Origin of the sequence: Paenibacillus sp. BSR1-1, assembly GCF_030403775.1 — a bacterium.
Classification (GTDB): Bacteria; Bacillota; Bacilli; order Bacillales; family Cytobacillaceae; genus Neobacillus.
In genome coordinates this window covers 145,760-166,575 of sequence record NZ_JAQMWQ010000009.1, presented here as the reverse complement: position 1 = coordinate 166,575, position 20,816 = coordinate 145,760, and the positions used below count along the sequence as shown (strand labels likewise).

Below are 20,816 nucleotides of genomic sequence, written 5' to 3'. Positions count from 1 at the left end.
ATTTAAAGACCCCCTTTCACGATATTTTGCTTGTTACTAGTGTAATAATTAAGCATTTTCGTGTCCAACGGATTAAGGGGTCCTAAAAGAATTTCACCAATTTATCAGCGAATCATAAAAACCCAAAATATTATAAGGAAAAAGTGACAATAAAAAGGAGCATGATACCCACACTCCAAATAAAAAAATAAATTTAATGAATTATTGTCCGTGCGGTGTGGACAAAAAGGTGAATTTGTCCACGGGCGGTGCCTGACACCACACTGTGACACCACACTGACTACCCCCCACTAACACCCCACTATTTCAACGCACCAATATACTTCGATTGCGGCCGGAAGATGGTGTTGTTTTCTGCTTGTTCTAGGATGTGGGCGGTCCAGCCGACCATGCGGCTTGCGGTGAAGGTTGGGGTGAATAATTCAGGTTCCATTTCTAGTGCCTTCATAATGGCAGCAGCATAGAATTCTACGTTGGTATAAAGAGAGCGGCCCGGTTTCAGCTCATCTAGTACTTTTATGGCAACCTCTTCAACCTTCATCGCAAGATCAAGCCACTCATCCTCACCGACTAGTTCCAGCAGTTTTGTCTTTAAAGCAATGGCTCTTGGGTCACGGGTTTTATAAACCCTATGGCCAAACCCCATCAATTTTTCCCCGCGCATAACCTTCTCTCTAATTACTTTTTCGGCATCTCTGGCAAGGGCAATCTCATTCAGCAGATCAATTACTCCTGATGGTGCCCCGCCATGTAGTGGTCCTTTCATCGTACCAATAGCAGATGTCACCCCAGATACGATATCTGATTCAGTAGATACCGTAACCCTGGCTGAAAAGGTAGATGCATTCATCCCATGCTCAAGCGTCAGGATCATATACGTTTCAAGAGCCTCCACATGTGCCCCTAGTGGAACCTCTCCTGTAAGCATATAAAGGTAATTTGAAACATGATCTAAATCATCCCGAGGCTGTGCAAATAGCCGGCCTTCTATTTGGCTTTTCCGATAGGCGATAATGGTGGGAACGAGGGAAGTTAGCCGAATCGCGTGTGAAATGGTCGCAATCCCCTCATAATCGGAATTACCTCCTTCTGCGGAAATAACCGTTCGAATAACACTCATCATATCCATGCTTGGCGGGAGTAAATCAATAATTTGTATCAGATACTCCGGCAGTTCACGATTACGTTTCAACTCGTCTTTCAACCCCTGTAATTGGCCCTCATCTGGCAAATAACCGTACCAGAGAAGATAAGCAACCTCTTCAAAAGAATAGCTTTTTGTTAGTTCTCTAATTTCATATCCTCGATAAATTAATTGACCGTTTTCTCCGTCCACATGACCGATCAGTGTTTCTGCAGCGACAATTCCTTTTAACCCCTTTTGGACATTCATGAAATTCGCCCCTTTCTTTATTTAGTATTATTTTATAGAATTAACTTGATTAAGAGTATTGAATATTATTAAACTAATTGATTAATAAAATTAATCAGAGGTGGAGAAATGGAATTTGACTGGCTTAACACCTTTATAACAGCTGCCGAGTGCGGGAATTTTCGAAGAGCATCAGAAATCCTGTATATCTCACAGCCCTCCGTAACGGTTCATATAAAGCAACTGGAAAAAGAGCTAGGGATACTTTTGTTTAGTCGGGAAGGCAAAAAGATAAAGCTGACGGAAGTGGGGAAGAGATATTTGGTTCACGCTAAGCGATTGCTAGACGTTTATCAAGGCGGACTGGAGGATTTACACTCTTTTACCCAGGGGTATACATCGCAATTAACATTGGCAATTTCACCGCTGATTGCAGATACGATCCTGCCCTATGTTTTAAAAAGCTATACGAAGCAGCATCCTGAAGTAGAGATTACGGTGAAAATAATAGAATCTACAGAAATCGAACAAGCAGTGTTAAATGAAGAAGTTGACCTGGGCCTGTCATGTCTTAATAGCACAAATCAAGATTTAATTTGTGAATTATTATATAAAGATAGAGTCATATTTGTTGCCCCACACGACGGCAGGGATGCTGAAACAGCCCCGCCCCTAGATGAGGAAGAGGTTTTATCATCGAATTACTTATTAACCCATAATCATCCCGGCTATTGGGAAAGTCTATCGAGAGAAGTAAAAAGTAAATATCCTTATGTCCGAATGATGAAAGTGTCTCAGGTCCATATTACGAAACGGTTTATCATTGAGGGATTGGGAGTATCTTTCCTGCCGACATCTACGGTAAGAAGGGAGTTATTAGAGGGGAGTTTGCTGGAAGTGGATTGCCACACCATCCATTTGCCTGAAGCAAACACATATGCCATCATGAAGTACGATCATTCCAAACAAAAAGAATTTCTTAAATTCATCTCCAACTACCGTCTATAATAGAAAAAACGGCCCTGTCCTTCAATGGAGGACAGGGCCGTAATAATTATTGATGCTGGCCTTCAGTGAAAATTTGGAAGTTTACGCCAAACTTATCTGTTACGCTGCCATAAGCAGGACTAAAGAAAGTTTCTTGAAGCGGCATGCCCACTTGACCGCCATCTTCTAATGCATTAAAAAATTTGAGGGATTTCTCTGCGTCGTTTGTAGAAATACAGATGGTTACTTGATTTCCGCTTTGATGAGGCTGGCCAGGGAAGGTATCAGACAACATTAGCTCACTTTCACCAATTTTGATTGTGGCGTGACTAACAAGATCCTTTGCTTCAGCTGGAAGTGGAAATTCAGGATTTTCCGGCATTTCTCCGAAAGATTGACTAAATAGAACTTGTGCATCTAATGCATTTTGGTAAAACTGGATTGCTTCTTTTGCATTTCCGTCCATTACTAAATAAGGAATTAATTTTACTGTCATATAAATCTCTCCTTGGCCCATAAGTTTTTTTTATTACTATGCACGATACATAGTGATTAGGCAGCCTGATTAGCAGCAGGCCCACATCTCATTATTACCGATATTTCAATTATAAAACAAAGAACATTTGTTCGTAAATATATTTTTGGTTAAAGAGGAAAATTTTTAAAAAAAAGAGCATGCGGGAAATAAGTTACGCACATGCTCAAATATTTAACCCATTAAAGAGCGGCTATGTATCTATCATTAATAATGTTTCGATGGTGGATTTCGTGTCCGGCAATGATGAAGGAGACAGCCCTTGCTGTGACTTCTGTTTTATTAGCGAATCCAATATTGGCCCACGCCTTATTCGGCATATTCTCAATCAGGGTGATTGTTGCTTTTCTTGTTGCAATAAAGTCATCAAGGATATTTTTAACAGGCAGTCTGTTGATTTGCGAACCTGCAACATAATCATTTTCGTCAAAGCCAGCTAAAGCTGTTTGGTCCCCGCGGCCAATTCGCAGCAAACGATAGCTCATGATTCTTTCTGTATCTGTCATATGACCGAGAACTTCTTTAATACTCCATTTTCCAGGGGCATAGCGAAATTCTGCATCCACTTCGGAAATATTCTCAAAAAGTTCCGTAACCTTCACAAGATTTTCTTTTAAAAGTGTCAAAAGGTCTCCTTCAGGAACTGAATTTACATAAGGAACATAATACTCAGGATACTCACTTGCATTTGGACGTTGAAGCATTATCATTCTCTCCCCTCGATTTTTCACAATTACATCTCAATCCTACCATAATTTTCATGTAAATTGAATTAATGGAATCAGTGTTAGATATGCATTAAAATATGAAAAAAGAGAACGGTGTGGATTATATTGCTTGATATCACGAAAATAGAGCAAATGGCAAGTGATTCATTTAAAGTCTTAAATGGATTACCCCAATATATTACCTTGGAACAAAAGGAAAAAGCTAAAATTACTGATACAGACATAAAATCGTTAATCGAGGTATGTGAGGATTATCATTTAGAACGACTGGGAGTTATTCTAGACAGTGCCGTAAACAGGTTTGATTATCTATCAAATTTGCTCTTAATTCATGGGTTCGAGCATTTTTCATCTAAGGTTGAAGTGTATAAAGAGTTAGCAAAATTACCAACATACGAAACTACTTTTCAATGGCAGTCCTTAGAGGATCCTGATCTATCGGAAAAACAATTTATGCGATATTGGGAACATTGTATGATTGGCTCAGACAATAAATCATCCTCACTATCTATGGATCAGCATTTAATGTCTATAAAGAGCGAATTAGGAGCAAGGTGGCGAAAATCCTGCCGTGTATTCTTTCAAAAAGAAATGCCCATTGGAATTTCCATTCCACACATAGAACCTGGAACAGAGGATGAAGGCAGGCTTTTCTACTTTGGAATATTACCGGAAGCTAGAGGGAAAGGCCTAAGTGCATCTTTACATCTAGAATCGTTATGGCACCTGAAGGAAATGGGTGCCACCCATTATATAGGCAGCACCCATTTAGAAAATAAAAAAATGCAAAGAGTTTTTGAAAAAAATGGCTGTCTCATTACGGCCTATACGGAAGCCTATTACAAGTACTTCCGGTAAACATAGAAGGATGCCTGTCCAAAGGTATCCTTTAGTTTTAGTCTAAATTGTTCTATTTTTCAAAAAATAGGTGGAAATTCAGAAAGGATATTTTCTCAAAAAATGATAAATAATATTCTTCCAATTTGTGCATATTAAAAGAAAAAAAGGAATGGCCTTAGATGAAGCATAATAAGATGTTGCTGCTAGTTTTGATGATATTACCATGGCTATCCGTGCCCTTTTTAGGGAAGCGGACAATTAAACGCTTTTTTCCAGGTGCACTATTCATGGGAGCATGGGTAACGGTGGAAAGTATTTTAGCTAGAAAAAGAGTCTGGTGGCGGTTCACTGATAAACTGCTTCCCGGTGTAATGGGAGAAATTCCTTTTATTGTGGGACCCTTCTTTGTGGGTACATTATGGATTTTCAAATTGACCTTTGGTAACTTTTTTCGGTATCTTATAGTAAATCTAATAATAGATGTCCCATTTACATTTTTAGGGATGCATTTTTTACGCAAGCTGGGAATAGTATCGCTCGTTCGCTTGAAGCATTATCAAATGAGCCTTTTATTTATGGCAAAATCAGTATTAATGTACATATTCCAAGGATCGATTGAAAAAGTACGAAAGAAACCTAAATCGCTTCTGCAAAGGATATTTTCATAAATAGGAACACCACAAGTTTATTGTGGTGTTTTATTTTTAGGAAATTCTCATCCATACTCAACCGTGCATACGATAAATAGAAAAATAGATAATGTAACAGGGGGGAGAAGGTTGAGTTTCTTCTTGGTGGGTATTGTTTATTGGCTATTGATTGCTGCATCCATTCTGCTGTTTATTTTGGGTATTTTGAAAAAGTCCTGGATAGCCTTTTTGTTGAGCGGAATTGCTCTTTTATTACCAAGCATAGCAATGTTCGCAGGTGATGCAGAGGGATTGTTTAGATGGATTGGTGTCCTATCTTTAATTTTGTTTGGATTAGCCTACTGGACGAAAAAATAATATGAATTATTCGTTTATAAAGTAGGATTGTTACTGTTCAATAAGGCAAAACCTAAGACTAATGCACTTATGATTAGTTTTAGGTTTTTTATTGTTTAGAAAATACTTTTTTGAGGTGAAAGCTATGGAAAACAAAAGATTCCCAGAAGGATTTTTATGGGGCGGTGCTACGGCTGCCAATCAAGTGGAGGGTGGGTTTTATGAAGGAAACAAAGGAATGAATATTGCCGATGTTCTCCCAGGTGGGAAAGAGCGACTAAAAATCTTATTGTCACCTGGTTTTGATTTTAAAATTGATAGAGAAAGGTACAGCTACCCGAACCATGAAGCAATTGACTTTTATCACCGTTATAAGGATGATATAGCGTTGTTCGCAGAAATGGGCTTTAAAGTATACCGTATGTCTATTGCGTGGACGAGGATTTTCCCGAATGGAGATGAATTAGCTCCTAACGAAGATGGTCTTGCTTTTTATGATCGTGTCTTTGATGAATTGCACAAACATGGAATTGAACCAGTTGTGACAATTTCCCATTATGAAATGCCGGTCAACCTTGTAACAGAATATGGCGGCTGGAGAAATCGTCAGGTTGTGACCTTCTTTGAAAGGTATGTACAAGCAATTTTCATTCGTTATAAAGGTAAAGTGAAATATTGGATGACATTTAATGAAATAAACAGCGGCTTGCACTTCCCGATAATGGGACTTGGTTTTGCTATACATAAAGAGGAAGACAAATATCAATCTACTTTCCAAGCTTACCACCATCAGTTCGTCGCAAGCAGTATTGCAGTAAAGCGATGCCATGAAATAATCCCAGATGCTAAAATCGGCTGTATGATTTTATACGCACCGGTATATCCTTACGATTGCAATCCTGAAAATGTGATGTATGCTCTTAAAAAGAACCAGCTGCATAATTATTATTGTGCGGATGTCCAGGTACGGGGGGAGTATCCTGCTTTTATCAAGCGCTATTTTAAGGAGCATAATATTGAGTTAGAAATTCAAGATGGGGATTTGGAGTTAATTAAGCAAGGAACGGTTGATTATATTGGCTTCAGCTACTATATGTCAGTAACAGAGAAAAAGGAAAAAACCGAAGAAGAGGCAGCACAGGGAAATATTCTATCCGGAGTAAAAAATCGTTTTCTAAAAGCGAGTGACTGGGGATGGGAAATTGACCCGATTGGTTTGCGTATTACATTAAACGAATTATATGACAGATATCAAGTTCCACTATTTGTTGTAGAAAATGGACTAGGTGCGTATGACAATGTTGAGGAAGATGGAACAATTAACGACGACTATCGCATTGAGTACATGCGTGACCACATCATGGCAATGAGAGAAGCCGTTGAAGATGGAGTCGAACTGATGGGATATACATGCTGGGGATGTATTGACTTAGTAAGTATGTCAACAGGAGAGTTCTCAAAGCGTTACGGTCTCATCTATGTTGATAAAGATGATGACGGCAGCGGTACATTAGAACGCAGAAAGAAAAAGTCCTTCTTCTGGTATAAAGACGTTATTGCTTCAAATGGAGAACAATTATAAAATTTGCAAAAAGCCTGCCTAAACGGTATTCCGTAAAAGGCAGGCTCTTTTTAATTGTTTATGAAAGTGCTCTTAACCCTATTACACCAATGATAATCATCATAACACTTATTACACGTCCCAAGCTTTTAGATTCTCCAAAAAGAAACATGTTAACAGCAACAGCACCGGCCGTTCCAATTCCTATCCATACCGAATAGGCGATACTAACTTGTAAATAGTGGAAGGATTTATACAAGAAACCAAAAGAAGCACCAAAGCCCCCTATATAGAGGATTCCATTGCGAATGGATTTCCGTTTACTATATAATTTTAGCCCTGCCGCACCGATTATCTCGCACGTGGCCGCTAAAACCACCAATATCCAGCCCATATCAGGCAGACCCCTTTAAAGCTGCTTCTTCCTGCTGATTATCAGCAAGGTTTAAGCCAATCACGCCCATAATGATAATAACAACAAACAGAACTTTTGCACCGCTGAAACTCTGACCAAAAAGGAAGACATCCATTAAAACCGTTCCAATGGTTCCTACTCCTGAAAAAATAGCATAAACAGTGCCAGTTGGGAGGCTTTGGCATGCTTTGGGCAGAAAATAAAAATCGGTTAAAATAATTCCAATAATGATTGCCCACTGCCACCAGCTATCGGCAACATTGAACCCGTATACCCACATTAATTCAAACAAACAAGTTAACGCTACATATATCCACGCTTTATTCAATAAAACCCACCTCTTGCTGACTTACTTCTTCAAGTTAATTTATTTTGAGGTTTAACCTATTTTAGAATACCATAACTATCTAAAAAAATAATTTCAAACTGGGATAAAGCGTGATTTATATCACAAAAGACATATATTTTTACAATTATAATTATGGGAATAAGAAAAACATCAAAAGGGATGGTGAAGGAAATTGGAATACGCATTTAAAACTCTTTATAGTGAAATCGGCGGACAAGAAACAATCGATCAGCTTGTCAATGCTTTTTATCCATGGGTATATGCTGATCCGGAATTAAGGCCGTTATTTGAAGGGGATATGGAAGAAATCAAGCGTAAGCAGCGGATGTTCCTGCCGCAATTCTTAGGGGGACCAGCTCTTTACAGCCAGGAATTTGGCCCGCCGGCGATGAGAGAACGTCATTTGCCATTTGAGGTGACACCTAGAAGGGCACAATGCTGGCTTCGCTGTATGAAGGAAGCTTTTGAGGAAATTGGCCTTGATCAAAACCCAGCAGGTTTAGCTTTTTATGACCGCTTAACCCAAGTAGCAGGAATTATGGTAAATAGTCCGGATAAATGAAACATGTTCAGATTAACTGGACATGTTTTTTTATGAAGGGAGTAATTAGAAAGTATAGGTTGAGTTTTGTAGAATAACTTTTTGAATTTTGTAGAATCCCTTTGAAATTGGAGATTGTCCTCTCAAATTTGTAGAATTCCCATCCATTTTGTAGAATCCCCTCTCAATGTTCCGCAAAAACGGAATTTTCCTGATTTCCGGACTCAGCAAACTAACTTTTTTCCGCAAAAACGGAAATCCACCGCCGCGAAGAGTCTAAAAACCTAATTTTCAAATTATTATAAAAATGGCACGGAACTTGCAATTAATAATAGTGCAAGGGGAATTTTCTGTAAGGAGGATTGAAATCTTTTGTAACCGCTTTCTATAAAAATGAACAAGGGGGATTTTCATGGATTTAATCGTTATACTCTTGGCCTTAGGCCTATTAATGTTTGTTGCCTACAGAGGTTTTTCCGTAATCTTATTTGCACCAATCTGCGCACTATTTGCGGTTTTACTAACCGAACCAAGTTATGTATTGCCATTCTTTTCTAATGTTTTTATGGAGAAGATGGTCGGCTTTATTAAAAACTATTTTCCTGTCTTTTTATTAGGGGCTATTTTTGGAAAGGTTGTTGAAATGTCAGGGCTGGCAGAGTCCATCGCCAAAACAATCGTCAAGCTGATAGGCGCGAAACGAGCCATCTTAACGATTGTGTTATTAGGAGCGATATTAACGTATAGCGGCGTAAGCTTGTTCGTGGTCGTCTTTGCCGTTTTCCCGTTTGCTGCCCATCTTTTCAGGGAAGCGAATATTCCAAAAAGGTTAATTCCTGGAACGATTGCGTTAGGTGCCTTTACCTTTACAATGGATGCTTTGCCGGGTACGCCGCAAATTCAAAACGTTATTCCGATTGCCTTCTTTAAAACGGACATTTATGCTGCACCATTGTTAGGGATCATTGGCGGAGTATTCGTCTTGATACTTGGGCTTTTATACTTAGAATCCAGAAGGAAAAAGGCCGAAAAAGCTGGAGAGGGCTATTTCGGATTTGGTAATGAGACGGCATCTGCTGCTGAAAATCTCGCTAAAAAAGAAGAACCTGCAGCCAACTTCTCAACGGAGCAGTCAGCAGCAAAACAAATTTTAGCGTTTGTTCCGCTTATTCTTGTAGGGGTTATGAACAAAGTTTTTGTTACCAATATACCGAAGTGGTATCCAAACGGATTTGATTTTTCCCAGATTGGTTTAAAGGCTTTTGGTGTTGTCGATGTTGGAGCGGTAGCGGCGATTTGGGCCGTTGAAATGGCGTTAGTGGTTGGTATTATTTCTACTATTTTATTTGACTGGAAGCGGGTCACGAAAAACTTTAAAGAGGGACTAAACACAAGTATCGGCGGCTCCTTGCTTGCTACGATGAATACGGGTGCCGAATATGGCTTCGGCGGCGTCATTGCGGCATTGCCAGGATTTACAGCTATCAGTGACGGGATTTCGAATACCTTTACAAACCCGCTCGTAAATGGAGCTGTTACTACCTCTACACTTGCAGGGATTACTGGTTCTGCCTCAGGGGGAATGGGAATTGCCCTAAGTGCGATGGCTGAAAAATATAATCAAGCAATTGCAGCAGCCAATATTCCGCCTGAAGTTATGCACCGAGTCATTTCCATGGCATCCGGCGGTATGGATACCCTTCCGCACAACGGAGCGGTTATTACATTACTTGCTGTAACGGGACTTACCCATCGTCAGTCTTATCGTGATATTTTTGCTGTTACGATTATCAAAACCCTGGCAGTATTCTTTATCATTGCCGTTTATTCTTTAACGGGCATTGTCTAAATTAAAAAACTTTCGAAATAAGCGGCCGCTTGTTTAGAAAGTTTAAATTTATAAAAGGAGGATAACGGAATGAGTAAGGGAAAAGTAATTGATTCATTTGAAAAAGCTATTGATGATATTCATGACGGAGCCACCATCATTGTAGGCGGGTTCGGTCTTTGCGGGATACCAGAAAAGGCAATTTTAGCTTTAAGAGATAAAGGAGTTAAGGACCTTACCATAGTGAGCAATAACTGTGGTGTCGATGATTGGGGCCTCGGCCTATTACTTGCCAATAAGCAAATTAAAAAAATGATTTCTTCCTATGTAGGGGAAAACAAGATTTTCGAACGTCAATTTTTAAGCGGGGAATTAGAGGTGGAACTTGTGCCCCAGGGGACACTCGCTGAACGTATCCGTGCTGGCGGTGCCGGCATCCCTGCTTTTTATACGGCTACAGGGGTCGGAACACCTATTGCTGAGGGAAAGGAACTTAAAGAATTTGACGGCAAAACCTATCTTCTTGAAAAAGCGATTGTTGGTGACTTTGCACTAGTGAAGGCTTGGAAAGGGGATTGGTTAGGGAATTTAGTGTACGACAAAACGGCAAGAAACTTTAACCCGCTGGCCGCAATGGCTGGAAAGGTAACCATTGCAGAGGTAGAAGAAATCGTCGGCGCTGGTGAGCTCAATCCCGACCATATTCATACACCAAGCATTTATGTCCAGCGTGTACTTGCAGGAGAATTATACGAAAAGAGAATTGAAAGAAGGACGGTTATTCAAGCATAGAGAGGAGAATCTTTAATGGATGTTCGCCATAAAATTATTAGACGGGCAGTGCAGGAAATTGAGGATGGCATGAATGTTAATTTAGGGATTGGGATGCCGACACTGCTGGCCAATGAAATCCCGCCGGAATACAGTGTGTTACTGCAATCAGAAAATGGCTTATTAGGTATAGGTCCTTATCCGGACGAAGAACATGTCGATCCAGATTTAATCAACGCAGGAAAAGAAACAGTAACTGCTGTACAGGGGGCTTCTTACTTTGATAGTGCCGAATCCTTTGCGATGATCCGCGGCGGCCATATTGATTTAGCCATTCTTGGCGGCATGGAGGTATCAGAAAAAGGGGATCTCGCCAACTGGATGATCCCAGGGAAAATGATAAAAGGCATGGGTGGAGCCATGGATCTTGTCAACGGAGCAAAGCGGGTAGTAGTGATTATGGAACATGTAAATAAATATGGTGAATCCAAAATAAAGAAGGACTGTACACTTCCTTTGACCGGTCAAAAGGTTGTCCATCGCCTTATTACCGATTTAGCCGTTTTTGATTTCAATGAAGAAGGAATGGTGTTAACGGAATTGCAGGAAGGAACCACCATAAAAGAAGTGCAGGAAAAAACGGAAGCAGGTTTTAGTGTAAGCCCGCAGCTTATGTCAAACCAACAATAAACAGGGAGAGTGCACGAATTGGGGAAGCTATTAGAAGGAAAAACCGCCTTTATAACCGGTTCAGCAAGCGGCATTGGACTGGAAATTGCAAAAGCTTTTGCTGAAGAAGGAGCAAGAGTGGTAATTTCAGATTTGAATAAGGAATTATGTCATAAAGTAGCAGATGAGTTGAACAATCAAGGATTTAATGCCCTATCTGCACCCTGTGATGTAACGGATGAAGAGGCCTATAAAAATAGTATCGATATAGCCTATCAATCTTTTGGAAGTATCGATATTTTAATCAATAATGCGGGTCTTCAATATGTATCACCTATTGAGGAATTCCCAACAGAAAAGTTTAAGCTGTTGGTGGATGTAATGCTGACGGCACCGTTTATTGGCATCAAGAATGTTTTACCGCTCATGAAGAAACAGGGCTATGGAAGAATCATCAATATGGCGTCTATAAACGGTCTGATTGGTTTTGCTGGTAAGGCGGCCTATAACAGTGCGAAACACGGAGTGATCGGTTTAACAAAAGTGGCAGCATTAGAAGGCGCTGAGCATGGGATAACCGTCAATGCCCTTTGTCCTGGCTATGTCGATACACCGCTCGTTCAAAACCAGCTGCAAGACCTGGCGAAAACAAGAAATGTCCCATTTGAGAGAGTCGTAGAAGAAGTGATTTACCCGCTGGTCCCGCAAAAAAGGCTATTATCTGTTTCGGAAATTGCCGACTATGCTGTCTTTTTAGCAAGTGAAAAAGCAAGGGGAGTTACCGGGCAAGCAGTGGTACTTGATGGAGGATATACTGTTCAATAGAAGAACCTATACCGGGTTCTTTTCTTATTTTTTAAAAGTTTCTGGCAAGTCTTTTGCTATAATAGAATTAACACTATCAAAAAGGTGAGAATGTGAATGAAGGTAGGAATTGAGCAAATTCCCCATAACTGGCTTGAGGAAGTTATTAATCTTGCAGCAGAACGAATTGTCATTGTGGATAGTCAGGGGATTATCATATATATAAATGCAGCCTATTGTGAATTTATTGGAACTACCGTAGAAAATGCGATTGGAAAGCATGTTAATGAAGTCATTGAAAATACCCGTATGCATATCGTCGCGAAAACAGGACAGGCAGAATTGGCGGCTGTACAGCGGATTAATGGAAGTGAAATGATTGCGAACCGCTTCCCGCTTGTCGTCGAAGGGAAATTAGTCGGGGCGCTTGGAACGGTGATGTTTCGCAACCCCGAAGAATGGCGGCAATATCAATCCAAAATCCAGTCACTTGTAGAAGAACTGAAATATTATAAAAATCGATTCGAAAAAGAAAGTAAATATAACTTTGATGATCTAATCGGAGGCAGCCCTGCATTTTTAAGTGCAAAACAATTAGCTGAAAGAATATCCGGAAGCCATTCATCAGTTTTGTTATTAGGTGAATCAGGCACGGGGAAGGAATTATTTGCTCATGCCATTCATAACAATAGCAGCAGGGCCGACTTCCCATTTGTGCCTATAAATTGCGCATCTATTCCAGAGCATTTGCTTGAGTCCGAATTATTCGGATATGAAGAAGGGGCTTTTACTGGGGCCAAAAAAGGAGGCAAAAAGGGACAATTTCAAGCTGCCCACCATGGGACGATTTTTCTTGATGAAATCGGTGATATGCCTCTTTCGATGCAAAGTAAGCTCCTTCGCGTATTACAGGAAAAAGAAGTCCAGCGAATCGGCGGACAAAAATCAATTCCGGTTGATGTTCGGGTTATTGCCGCTACCCATAGAGATTTAGACAAAATGGTACAAGAAGGAACATTTCGACAGGATTTATATTATCGTTTAAATGTAATAAAAATCGAAATTCCACCGCTGAAAAAGCGAACGGAAGATATCCAGTTCATTTCTAAAAGCTTGTTAACAAAGCTTGGAAAGAGATTCCACCGGCAAAGCACAGTGCTGTCTGCAGATGTAATAGATAGATTGCAAAAGCATAAGTGGCCTGGTAATATCCGTGAGTTGGAGAATGTCCTGGAGCGGGCCATCAATGTTTTAGATGGTGAAACCATTGAAATACATCATCTGCCGCTTTATCTCCGCGACCTTGAAGTGGATCACTATATCCAGCCACAACAAAAGCCCGATAATTCGGTAAAGCCATTAAAGGAAACATTAGCTTTAGTTGAAAAACAAGCGATTCTCCATGCCTTAGCAGTTACAGACGGTAATAAGCTAGAGGCAGCAAAGCTTTTAGAAATAGGCAAAACAAGCTTTTATGATAAATGCAAATTGTACGGAATATAGAAAAGGCTCCTCACTCGAAGTGAAGAGCCTTTTCGCATTCCTAATCTACAAGTGTCTGTGTATAGTGGACACTTGTCTTTTTGTGGTGCCTGACACCAATGTTTTTCTTTTACAATTACTTTTTCAATTTAGCCCATGTTGCATCTAAAGCTTTCATCGCTTCTTCTTTAGACTTTTGGCCGCCAACATATGCTTGAAGGGTTGCACCGAATTCTTGACCTGCACCATCAGGATATTTCATGAATTGCCAAGAGTAAGTCTTGCCTTCTTTAGAATATTTCTGAATATCTGCGCCTAGAGGCCCAATATCTTCTGCTTTTGCTTCAATTGTTTTAAAGGCAGGGATATATTTGAATTCTTTAACTAATGCCGATTTACCTTCTTCTGAAGAAACCATCCAATTTAAGAAATCTTTTGCTGCTTTCTTGTCAGCATTAGGTGCTTTGTTATAAACAACCCAGTTAGTTGGCACGTCAGCCATTAGCTTATCTGCTTGAGCAGCATCATCTGTAAGAGCAAGAGGAATGAATCCAACTTCCATGCCAGGGTTTAATTTATCAAGCATTGGCTGAATCCAGTTACCTTGTTGGATCATCGCTGTTTCGCCGTTAGCAAATTGGGTTACTTCTGTATTGTAGTCTGTTGTTAATGGATTCTTATTACCATATTTCACAGTTAAGTCAACAAGTTTGAAGTAGTCTTCAAAGTATTTGTTGCCTTCAATTTTAGATTTACCTTCGTTTAACCCAGGAATGAAGTTTTCATCATCAGCTTGCTCGTAAGCAAAAGGAACGTTCAGTCCATGGTTCGCTAAAACCCACCACTCTGCATAGCCGACAGAGAAAGGAGTGATGCCAGCAGCTTTAAGCTTCTTAGAAGCAGCTTCCAGCTCTGAAAAAGTTTTTGGAAGTTCTGTAATTCCTGCCTTTTCAAATAGCTTTTTGTTAAACGCAAATCCATAACCTTCCATATTAACAGGCTGGCCGTAAATTTTTCCGTCGATCGTCATAGGTTTTAATGCATCTGGATAAGCATCCTTAACCCATGGCTGATCGGAAAGGTCTTCGAATTTATCTTTCCATGTCTGTGCTTCTTGATAGCCGCCGTTACCGAAAATATCAGGTGCTTTGTTAGAGGCGAACTTTGCTTTTAGAGCTGCCGCACCATCAGCGCCGCCTCCTACTGATTCAATATTAAATGTTACATTTGGATGCTCTTTTGTATACTTATCTGTTAACGCTTTCAATTGATCGGCGATTTCAACCTTACCGTTAAAGATATCAACAACTACTTTTCCGTCCTTGCTGCCGCTGTCTTTTTTAGTTCCGGATGCACTGTCAGAGTTGCCGCATGCACCTAAAAGTAGTGATGCTGATAAAATACCCGCTGCAATTGAATATTTTTTGAAAGCCATTTGGTTTCCCTCCGAAAAATAAATTTTATTTTTATAAATCTCTGCTGTCTGTAATTCAGACAGCAGAGGTTGTTACTTAATTGAACCGCTAGTGATTCCCTTGATAATGTGCTTTTGCATTGAAAAGAAGAAAATTAACAAAGGTATGATTCCAAGTACAAGTGCTGCCAGTGCTAAATCCCATTGCTTTGTGTACTGGCCGAAGAAGAAGAAGGTTGCTAATGGAATCGTTCTTAAACCAGGATCCTGAAGAACCAGGGATGGTAATAGATAGTCATTCCATATCCATAGGCTGTTTAGGATGATAATCGTTACCGTAATCGGTTTCAATAATGGGAAAACAATTCTCCAGAACACGCCAAACCTAGAACAGCCGTCGATAATCGCTGCTTCTTCAAGTTCAACCGGAATTCCTTTAATAAATCCGTGGTATAAGAAGATTGTCATCCCAGAGCCAAAACCTAAGTACATGATGACAAGTCCCCAGATGGTATTCAGCATGCCAAGGTTACCAGCTGTTTTAATGAGTGGAATCATAATCGATTGAAACGGAATGATCATCGCTGCAACGAAGGTCATGAAAATCACATTGCTGATTTTCCTTTTTGTTCGGACCAGCATATATGCTGCCATAGAACAAAAGATAACAAGAACGACATTACTTATTACGGTAATAATAAGAGAATTCGTAAATACTCTTAGGTAATCTAATTTTTCAAAAGCATTAATATAGTTGTCGAGCATCAACACCTTTGGCAATGCTGAGGTATTCGATAATATTTCTGCAAAGGGTTTTAAGGAGTTTGAAATCAAATAATAAAACGGAATGAGAAAGACAAGTCCAAGCAGGATGGCAAAGATTTCGCCGATAAATGTCTTGCCGGTATACTTGTTCATCATTATGATTCAACCTCCCTCTTCTTCGAAATCGTTACTTGAAGCACGGTAATTGCTGCAACGACGATGAAGAAAATTAATGCCTTTGCTTCACCAATACCGTAGCGGTTATTGACGAAGGCCTCTGTATAAATGTTTAGTGCTAACATTTCGGTTGATTTGAACGGACCGCCGTTTGTTAATGAAAGGTTCGCGTCAAAAATCTTAAACGATGAAGCAGTGGTTAAAAATAAACAGATCGTAACCGCTGGTGCTACAAGGGGCATTGTGATATGGCGGAGAATCTGCCATCTATTTGCTCCGTCAATTTTCGCCGCTTCAATTAATTCCTGGGGAACGTTTTGCAAGGCAGCTATATAGATGATCATGATATAACCCGCACCCTGCCATACACTAACGATAACAATTCCCCAAAAGGCCGTATTTGCATCCCCTAACCATGCTAACTCGAAAAAAGGAATCCCTGTTAACTGTCCAAGAGAAGCAAATCCCTTTACAAAAATAAACTGCCAGATGAATCCTAGTAAAAGACCTCCAACCATATTTGGCATAAAGAAAACGGTTCGCAGGATGTTTCTTGTTTTTAACATTTGCGTGACTAGAAGTGCTAACCCAAATCCCAAAATGTTTGTTAAAATAATCGCCACAACCGTATATTTGGTTGTCAGCAGGAAGGACTGTTGAAATTGTTTGTCCTCGGTAAATAAGTATTTAAAATTATCCAATCCAACCCATTTTATATCACCTGTAATCCCATTCCAGTCAGTAAAGGCATAATAAATTCCTGTAAAGAAAGGGATTAAGACAATAATGGCAAAAGCTAAAAAGGCTGGTCCTACAAATAAAGTATATAACCCTGCATCCTTTAGCTTCTTCTTATTTCTTAGTGAAACTGATTCCGAAACTTTCGTGTTTGCTTGACTTTTAAAGGCTGCGCCCTTAACGTTTTCTAACTTACTTTCGTTATTCACTGACTGCACCTCCTATAATTTCATTTTAGAGATTCTATAAAATTATGAAACGGCTTACATTGACCACTAGGGTGGAAAATATTGAACTGACTAAAAATTTAGATGAAAATTCCACTATGAAAGAATAAATAGAAATATGCTAAAATGAGAGCAAATATTTTACTGGAGTCTTAATGAAGCGATCCGCGTGAGGGGGAATAGATAATGCAATGGAGTATTCGTAAAAAACTTATTGTCACATTAATGGCTGTCATTATTCTCCCATTCGGAATCGCAAATGCATTTACATACAATCAAACAACGAAGTTACTCAATGAACGTTTTGTTTCCACTAATCATGACCTGATTGTAAAAGGAGAGCAAGAACTGTCTACATATTTAGAAGATGTGGCGCAAATGTCAACGGTTCTTTATCGCTACACTCCCTTTATGAATGTAATGAGAGATGGGATTTCACGAAACTTAACCTATAATCAGGAAGAAGTACGCAGAGCTTTAGCGTATTTATTTAATTCAAGGCCTGAAATTGAACAAATGCATCTTTATATTGATAAGGAAAAAGATTCTTATACCAACTATCACTCTACAATAAGCGGCCGGGGGACCTACGAACAGATCTTTTCTCATCCTTATTATGCCCGGTTAAATCGCTTGGGCAGCTTTTCGGTTATTGAGCCGCCGCATGAAATTTATAGTTATAACAATATTTCCGTTATTCCTAGCTCCCAAAAGGTGGATGTATTAAGCTTTCATAATATCCTAAGGGATGTTCCTTCGGACAAGTTTTTAGGTTTTTTGTCGATTGACATTAATCTTTCAAAAATTGGTGATATTGCCGGCAGATTGTATACGGAGGGTACAGAAGACCTATATATCATGAATGAAAATGGAGTGATTGTATACTCTTCAAATAATGCTGAAATTGGAAAGGAAAATAAGGCAAAGTGGTTTCAGCAAGTGAAAAAGAAACCCAAGGCGGGTAAAAGTCTCGAATGGAAGGATAAACAATTCTCCGGGGTAATCGTTTATGAGAATTTCTCTAACTCCTTTAAGAATTGGTATATAGTTAAACGAATTCCTTATGATGTCCTTTACCAAAGTGCGAGACAAACGGTACTCACTAATATTTTGATTGCTATTATCACGCTTTTTATTGTTTTAATGGCTACATTATTCATTTCCTTTAGGCTTACGGCTCCGATAAAAGTATTGATTGCCAATATGAAGAAAGTCGAGAACGGTAAATTTGAAGCTGACTTTGAAACACTTGGAAACGATGAAATTGGGATGCTTGGCAGGCACTTCAAATTAATGATTTCCAAAATCAATGAATTAATTGAACGGGAATATAAATTGGAAATTGAAAATAAATCCTCCCAGTTAAGGGTGCTTCAATCACAAATCAATCCGCATTTTTTATATAATGCGTTTCAGTCAATTGGCACGTTAGCGTTAAAATTAAAAGCCGTGCCGGTCTATTCCTTGCTGACCTCATTGTCCACTATCATGAGGTACAGTATGAATATGAAGGAGGATATTGTGCCGCTATCTTCCGAAATAAAGCATGTGAATTCCTATCTATTGCTGCAAAAACAACGCTTTGAGGAGCAGCTTGATTTTTCCCTGAACATCCAAAAGGAAGTGGAAGACCTGCATGTTCCAAAAATGATCTTGCAGCCCATTGTGGAAAACTGTTTTAAACATGGCTTTGATCAACAGGTGGAGAAAGCCATCATTTATATCGAAGGCTTCCTTCAGGCTGACGATATGATTTGCATTAGTGTTAAAGATAATGGAATCGGAGTATCAGAAGAGCAGCTAAATCATATTCATGAGGAATTGTTCCAAGGAGTTTCAAAGGAAGAGAAGAATAGAGAAACGATTGGCCTGAAAAATATTTATGATCGCTTGCAGATTTATTACAGTAATCAAGCAACTATGACTGTAGAAAGCGGAAATGAGGGCGGTTTTACCGTTACTATTAAGATTCCAAAAGAAATACCAAAAGAGGTGGATCAGTCATGAAGGTTTTAATCGTCGATGATGAAAAACATGTCCGGGATGGAATTAAGCTGCTGGGAGAATGGGAGCAGAATGGCATTAAGGAAACTTTTGAGGCGGGGAATGGAGAAGAAGCGATACAGCTCATCAAGAAGATTAAACCGGAGATTATTTTTTCCGATATGAAAATGCCGAAAATGGACGGTACCCAGCTCTTGGAATGGATTAAAGATAATCAACCAAACAGCAAAACAATCGTTGTTACCGGATACGATGACTACCACTATATGCGAAAAGCTCTTCATTTCGGCAGTGTTGACTATCTATTAAAGCCAATTGATCCAGAAATCCTAAATCAGACTCTGGAGAAGGCTGTAATGGAATGGAAGAAGGAAGAAGCAGATCGAAAGAAAAAAGAGAGCAGCTCGCAATTAATCAATCAAATGAAGCCCGTTTATCGGGATCGTAAGCTGACACAGTTTTTGAATGGCGACAATATGAAAGATGGTGATTATCAAGAATTTGGATTTCATCTTTCGCAAAATTATTTAGTTGCTCTTGTTAAAATTAATGGAAAAACAATCGAGACATTTCAGGGAGACAGAGATTTAACCTATTTTACGATCTTGAATGTGATTAATGAAATATTGCTGGAAAATGATTGTGGAATCGGGTTCCGTTATTTATCTAATAAAGGCGAAATCGTCATTATCTTTTGGAAGAGGTTCAAGCATATTGACGTACTTCTCACCCAAATTTATCAGTCACTCAGAAATGCCATGGATGTTTCTTGCCCAATTGCGATTGGAAAGCCTGTTCAAGAAAGCACGAAATTGATTGATTCCTATCAACATGCGAAGCAGGTCTTATTAAATAGTAATATTTTAGAGAGGAAAGAAAACCGTATTTATCGCGCGGATGTTTTGCAAACCGATGCCCTCCGTAATCTCATGTCCTATTCTTCGAGTATCGAACTTGCTGTACAAGCTGGTGAAATTGAGGCATTTGATGAAGTCATTAAACAAATAGAAAACGATTATACGGAGAAAGGATATTTAGCGTTAAGCCAGTTGCTGCAGTTTGAAAATGAATATTTAGTCATTAGCCGAAAATGGTTTAAGACTTATAACCTTTTATTTAATGCATCTGAAAATATTGAGAAACGCGTTGGTTCATTTTTCAATGAATACGGTGTTTTTAAGTTGGAAGAATACAAACAAAGGAAACTGCGCGAGATTTTCATCTTTTTGAAAAAAGTAAAGAGGAGTACCCAGCAGAAAAACAGTAACATTATTTATGATATTGAGAAATACCTGCAGGTCAATTTCAACCGGGATGTGAAGCTTCAAGAGATTTCCGACCATTTTTATATAAGCCGAGAATATATCTCAAGGAAATTTAAACAAGAATTTAATGTAAATATTTCTGACTATGTTGTGAAAATTCGGATGGAAAGAGCAAAAGCGTTATTGAAAAACCGCCAGCTAAAAATCTACGATATTGCGGGTATGATTGGCTATCAGGATGACAAATATTTTCGCAAGGTGTTCAAAAAGGTGGAGGGTGTTACACCCAATGAATACCGGGAAAGTTTCACATGAGCAGAGCAGGGAATCAATCCACTGCTCTTTTTTTATTGTTACT

The 20,816-nt window shown here is 39.3% G+C and carries 21 protein-coding genes; 13 read left to right on the top strand and 8 right to left on the bottom strand.

The annotated features are described in order from the left end of the window. Window positions 1–301: 301 nt before the first annotated feature. Window positions 302–1,393 carry a citrate synthase/methylcitrate synthase gene (locus tag PH210_RS15250; RefSeq protein ID WP_289986667.1) on the bottom strand — a complete coding sequence of 364 codons (1,092 nt, stop codon included), beginning with the start codon at window positions 1,391–1,393 and terminating at the stop codon, window positions 302–304. A 108-nt stretch (window positions 1,394–1,501) separates the two neighbouring features. Between PH210_RS15250 and PH210_RS15245 the strand changes: the two genes are divergently transcribed. Then, window positions 1,502–2,380: a LysR family transcriptional regulator gene (locus PH210_RS15245; protein ID WP_289986665.1), complete on the top strand. Its 879-nt coding sequence runs from the start codon at window positions 1,502–1,504 to the stop codon at window positions 2,378–2,380. 46 nt (window positions 2,381–2,426) lie between these two features. Here PH210_RS15245 and PH210_RS15240 read toward each other — a convergent pair whose 3' ends face one another. Together PH210_RS15240 and PH210_RS15235 are read right to left on the bottom strand one after the other, a co-directional pair. After that, entirely contained in the window at window positions 2,427–2,855 is a 429-nt protein-coding gene (locus PH210_RS15240; protein ID WP_289986662.1) for a VOC family protein, read from the bottom strand. 221 nt (window positions 2,856–3,076) lie between these two features. Beyond that, on the bottom strand, window positions 3,077–3,598 hold the full coding sequence (locus PH210_RS15235; protein WP_289986660.1) for a DinB family protein: 522 nt from the start codon (window positions 3,596–3,598) through the stop codon (window positions 3,077–3,079). 129 nt (window positions 3,599–3,727) lie between these two features. Between PH210_RS15235 and PH210_RS15230 the strand changes: the two genes are divergently transcribed. From PH210_RS15230 to PH210_RS15215, 4 genes are all read left to right on the top strand, one after another. Beyond that, window positions 3,728–4,480, top strand: a complete 753-nt coding sequence (locus PH210_RS15230) for a GNAT family N-acetyltransferase (RefSeq protein WP_289986658.1) — start codon at window positions 3,728–3,730, stop codon at window positions 4,478–4,480. A gap of 161 nt (window positions 4,481–4,641) precedes the next feature. Beyond that, the gene (locus PH210_RS15225) at window positions 4,642–5,130 is read left to right on the top strand and encodes a hypothetical protein (protein WP_289986656.1); all 489 of its coding nucleotides are present in this window, start codon (window positions 4,642–4,644) and stop codon (window positions 5,128–5,130) included. A gap of 111 nt (window positions 5,131–5,241) precedes the next feature. Next, entirely contained in the window at window positions 5,242–5,469 is a 228-nt protein-coding gene (locus PH210_RS15220; protein ID WP_289986654.1) for a hypothetical protein, read from the top strand. A 124-nt stretch (window positions 5,470–5,593) separates the two neighbouring features. Beyond that, window positions 5,594–7,030, top strand: coding sequence for a glycoside hydrolase family 1 protein (locus PH210_RS15215; RefSeq protein ID WP_289986652.1), 1,437 nt, complete (start codon window positions 5,594–5,596; stop codon window positions 7,028–7,030). Between the two features lie 58 nt (window positions 7,031–7,088). On the opposite strand, the gene PH210_RS15210 is transcribed toward PH210_RS15215, so the two are convergent. Both PH210_RS15210 and PH210_RS15205 read right to left on the bottom strand, forming a co-directional pair. Beyond that, window positions 7,089–7,403: a DMT family transporter gene (locus PH210_RS15210; protein WP_289986651.1), complete on the bottom strand. Its 315-nt coding sequence runs from the start codon at window positions 7,401–7,403 to the stop codon at window positions 7,089–7,091. 1 nt (window position 7,404) lies between these two features. After that, a complete protein-coding gene (locus PH210_RS15205; RefSeq protein WP_289986649.1) occupies window positions 7,405–7,752 on the bottom strand; it encodes a DMT family transporter in 348 nt (115 codons plus the stop codon). A gap of 193 nt (window positions 7,753–7,945) precedes the next feature. Here PH210_RS15205 and PH210_RS15200 point away from each other — a divergent pair, with 193 nt between their 5' ends. The 6 genes from PH210_RS15200 (at window position 7,946) to PH210_RS15175 (ending at window position 13,889) form a co-directional block, all read left to right on the top strand. Beyond that, a complete protein-coding gene (locus PH210_RS15200; RefSeq protein WP_289986648.1) occupies window positions 7,946–8,335 on the top strand; it encodes a globin domain-containing protein in 390 nt (129 codons plus the stop codon). A gap of 391 nt (window positions 8,336–8,726) precedes the next feature. Beyond that, complete coding sequence (locus tag PH210_RS15195) at window positions 8,727–10,163, top strand: GntP family permease (protein WP_289986646.1); 1,437 nt, start codon at window positions 8,727–8,729, stop codon at window positions 10,161–10,163. A 69-nt stretch (window positions 10,164–10,232) separates the two neighbouring features. Further along, window positions 10,233–10,934 (top strand): CoA transferase subunit A, encoded by a 702-nt coding sequence (locus PH210_RS15190; RefSeq protein ID WP_289986644.1) that lies wholly within the window; start codon window positions 10,233–10,235, stop codon window positions 10,932–10,934. A gap of 15 nt (window positions 10,935–10,949) precedes the next feature. Then, window positions 10,950–11,603 carry a 3-oxoacid CoA-transferase subunit B gene (locus tag PH210_RS15185; protein WP_289986642.1) on the top strand — a complete coding sequence of 218 codons (654 nt, stop codon included), beginning with the start codon at window positions 10,950–10,952 and terminating at the stop codon, window positions 11,601–11,603. An 18-nt stretch (window positions 11,604–11,621) separates the two neighbouring features. Then, window positions 11,622–12,407, top strand: coding sequence for a 3-hydroxybutyrate dehydrogenase (locus tag PH210_RS15180; RefSeq protein ID WP_289986641.1), 786 nt, complete (start codon window positions 11,622–11,624; stop codon window positions 12,405–12,407). Window positions 12,408–12,503: 96 nt separating this feature from the next. Then, a complete protein-coding gene (locus PH210_RS15175) occupies window positions 12,504–13,889 on the top strand; it encodes a sigma-54 interaction domain-containing protein (protein ID WP_289986640.1) in 1,386 nt (461 codons plus the stop codon). 115 nt (window positions 13,890–14,004) lie between these two features. Here the strand turns inward: PH210_RS15175 and PH210_RS15170 are convergent, their stop codons facing one another. The 3 genes from PH210_RS15170 to PH210_RS15160 all read right to left on the bottom strand — a co-directional run bounded on the left by PH210_RS15170 (window position 14,005) and on the right by PH210_RS15160 (window position 17,171). Beyond that, window positions 14,005–15,303, bottom strand: a complete 1,299-nt coding sequence (locus tag PH210_RS15170) for an ABC transporter substrate-binding protein (protein WP_289986639.1) — start codon at window positions 15,301–15,303, stop codon at window positions 14,005–14,007. A gap of 72 nt (window positions 15,304–15,375) precedes the next feature. Then, entirely contained in the window at window positions 15,376–16,203 is an 828-nt protein-coding gene (locus PH210_RS15165; RefSeq protein ID WP_289986637.1) for a carbohydrate ABC transporter permease, read from the bottom strand. Next, window positions 16,203–17,171 (bottom strand): carbohydrate ABC transporter permease, encoded by a 969-nt coding sequence (locus PH210_RS15160; protein ID WP_289986634.1) that lies wholly within the window; start codon window positions 17,169–17,171, stop codon window positions 16,203–16,205. Before PH210_RS15160 ends, PH210_RS15165 begins: the two co-directional genes overlap by 1 nt. Window positions 17,172–17,375: 204 nt before the next feature. Between PH210_RS15160 and PH210_RS15155 the strand changes: the two genes are divergently transcribed. Next, the gene (locus PH210_RS15155) at window positions 17,376–19,196 is read left to right on the top strand and encodes a sensor histidine kinase (RefSeq protein WP_289986633.1); all 1,821 of its coding nucleotides are present in this window, start codon (window positions 17,376–17,378) and stop codon (window positions 19,194–19,196) included. Then, entirely contained in the window at window positions 19,193–20,773 is a 1,581-nt protein-coding gene (locus tag PH210_RS15150) for a response regulator (protein ID WP_289986632.1), read from the top strand. The genes PH210_RS15155 and PH210_RS15150 overlap by 4 nt, the downstream gene beginning before the upstream one ends. The last annotated feature ends 43 nt before the right edge of the window (window positions 20,774–20,816 follow it).